Source organism: Methylomonas rivi (genome assembly GCF_024505165.1).
GTDB lineage: Bacteria > Pseudomonadota > Gammaproteobacteria > Methylococcales > Methylomonadaceae > Methylomonas > Methylomonas rivi.
The window spans coordinates 1-2060 of the sequence record NZ_JANIBK010000284.1; the positions used below are offsets into that span (position 1 = coordinate 1).

The window sequence follows — 2060 nt, forward strand, 5'->3', positions numbered from 1 at the left end:
CGGCTGCCCGGCGCGGCGGCCCACGCCCTGGAGCAGCGGCCGCTGGGTTATAAGAAATTTCCGTTCGGCGTCGTCGAACTGGTAACCGATACCGAGGAACACAGCGCATGAACGGTGCGGATTTACTCAACGAACACGTCGGCGTCCTGAAAAGCCGCATGGGGACTTTTTATCCCGGCAGCCACGTCGTCTACCGCGGCCAAAATCTGCATGGAGATTTGAAAGACATGGACTGGCTGGCGCTTTATCTGTTCGGCATTACCGGCCGCCGCTTCGATCAAGCGCAATTGCGGCTGCTAAGCGCCATCTGGTCTTACACCAGTTACCCGGATGTACGCTTATGGAATAACCGGGTCGCGGCCTTGGCCGGCAGTACCCGCAGTACCGGCACTCTGGGCATGGCGGCTGCACTGGCGGTTTCGGAGGCGTCCATCTACGGCGGCCCGCCGATGCTGCGCGCCGTCGAGTTTTTCACCCGTTGCCGCCGGCAGCTCGAACAAGGCGCGAGCCTGGATGCTTGCATTCGGGAAGAATTGACCAAAAACCGCAATATCGGCGGCTACGGCCGGCCGCTGGTCAACAGCGACGAGCGCATCCAGCCCTTGCTTGAATTGGCCGCGGAGTTGGGCCTGGACAACGGCCCTTATCTCAAACTGGCGCTCGAGGTGGAAGACAAGCTTTTGCACGGCCGTTGGCGCATGAAGATGAATTACGCCGCGCTGGTGGCCGCATTGGGCAGCGATCTGGGTCTGGATGAGCGGGAGCTGTATTTATTCGTCTTTCCGGTGTTTCTGGCCGGCATGCCGCCCGGCTACATCGAAGCCGGCTCCCGGCCGGAAGGTACTTTGTACCCCATGCCTTGCGATTACATTTTATACGACGGGCCATCCCGGAGAACTTGGCCCGGCTCTCAGGCCGATCATCGGCTTTAAACTAAAATGCCTCAAATTACCCCGCATGCTTGATATGATCAGGCCCGTGTCGATCGTGCATAACCGAGAGTTTTTAACGTGAAAGTACCCAAACCGAAGTTCGTTTTGTCGCAACGCATGCTAATGCTGGCTTGCGCCGCCGGCCTTAGCCCCCATGCGCCGGCACAACCGATCTCGCTTGAGGACGAAGAAAAAGCCCTATCGCGGATTTACGGCGGCGAGGAAATGGTCAGCATCGCCAGCGGTTATCAACAACCGATCTCCAAGGCGCCCTCCATCGCCACGGTGATTACCGCCGAAGACATCAAGGCTATCGGCGCCACCGACATCGACGAAGCGCTGGAAACCGTGCCGGGTCTCCACGTCGAACGCAGCAACATAGGCTATAACCCGATTTACACCTTTCGCGGCATTTATACTCAATTCAACCAGCAAGTGTTGATGATGATCAACGGCATCCCCATCACCAATTCCTATACCGGCAGCCGCAGCGAAGTGTGGGGCGGCATGCCGATCAAAAATATTGCCCGCATCGAGGTGGTGCGCGGGCCGGGTTCGGCGGTATACGGCGCCGACGCCTTCGCCGGCGTCATCAACGTCATCACCAAAACCAGGCAGGATATAGAAGGTACCGAAGTCGGCGGCCGGGTCGGCAGTTTCGACACTTACGACGGCTGGGGTCTGCACGGGGGCGAATGGGCCGGTTTCGACGTGGCGTTGGCGCTGGAATACCATAAGACCGCCGGACAGAATTCCATCGTCGATGCCGATTTGCAAAGCCAGTTCGACAGTCTGAACTTAGGCCCCCGGGCTTCGTTGGCACCCGGGCCGGTCAACCTGTCGCGCGACAACCTCGATGCCCGGCTGGATTTATCGCGCGGCAACTGGCGCTTTCGCGGCGGCATGCAACACCGCGGCAACTTCGGCAACGGCGCCGGCATTGCGCAAGCCTTGGATCCGGTCAACCGGTATGCCAGCGACCGCTGGAACGCCGACCTGACCTACCATACAGACGACATCGACAATTGGGACCTGACCAGCCAGCTCAGCTATTTCGAAACCAGCCAGGAGATCGAACGCAACCTGACCCTGTTTCCGGCCGGCGCCACGCTGCCGATCGGCGCCAAC

2 protein-coding genes are annotated in these 2060 nt (G+C 59.7%); both read left to right on the plus strand.

The window, feature by feature from the left end:
• Window positions 1–107: 107 nt before the first annotated feature.
• Complete coding sequence (locus NP596_RS21125; RefSeq protein WP_256617355.1) at window positions 108–932, plus strand: citrate synthase family protein; 825 nt, start codon at window positions 108–110, stop codon at window positions 930–932.
• A 78-nt stretch (window positions 933–1010) separates the two neighbouring features.
• On the plus strand, window positions 1011–2060 hold a 1050-nt coding region (locus NP596_RS21130; protein WP_256617356.1), incomplete at its 3' end, for a TonB-dependent receptor plug domain-containing protein.